Here is a 686-nt window from a genome sequence, read left to right as displayed (position 1 = left end):
GGGTTTTGTGTGGCCGGGACCTTGTGACCGGGCCTCGTCCCCGGTGCAGGATGGGCGGCGGCACCGAGCGGAACCGGCGGCGACGAGGGGGGCGCGTGAGGGGACGGCAGGGCACGGCGCGGCGGACGACGGCACGGAGCCGGCGCGGCGCCGCGGGACGTCTGGGCCTGGCGGCCGCGCTCGGACTGGGGACCGTCCTCACGGGACAGCCCGCCCAGGCCGCCGGCCAGGACACCGCCCACGCGTACGCCTTCGCCGAGGACGCGCGCCGGGTCGAGGGCGCCGGGAGCACCGCGGACGCCGTGGAGCTGGAGCCCGGCCGGACCTACCGCAGCACCCTCCCGCCCGACGGCAAGGTGTACTACCGCCTGGAACTGGACGACACCGGCACCGCCTACGCCTCCGCCACCGCCGTTCCGCCGTCCGGAGCCGGCGTCTCCGTCGCCGACGGCGTCAAGGTGACCGTGGAGGACGCCGACGGCCGCTCCTGCGACGCGGACACGACGACCTTCGGAGCGCCGGGCAGCCCCCATCCGGTCGCCGCGTGGGCCATGCGGGAGATCTCCCCCAGAAGAAGCCTCTGCGCCGAGGCCGGGACGTACTACGTGACCGTCGAGCGGGCCGCCCCCGACGCGCGCGGCGCCTCCCCCGACCCCTGGGAGCTGGAGCTCAGCACGGTGTCGGAA

1 pseudogene is annotated in these 686 nt (G+C 76.7%); it reads left to right on the top strand.

The window, feature by feature from the left end:
• Positions 1 to 95 precede the first annotated feature (95 nt).
• A pseudogene (locus tag LPA54_RS34275) lies at positions 96 to 686 on the top strand (hypothetical protein); the annotation flags it as partial.

It is taken from the genome of Streptomyces sp. DH12, assembly GCF_020873895.1.
Taxonomy (GTDB): domain Bacteria; phylum Actinomycetota; class Actinomycetes; order Streptomycetales; family Streptomycetaceae; genus Streptomyces.
Note: the sequence above shows the minus strand (reverse complement) of the source record. Positions and strands in the feature narration are given on the sequence as shown.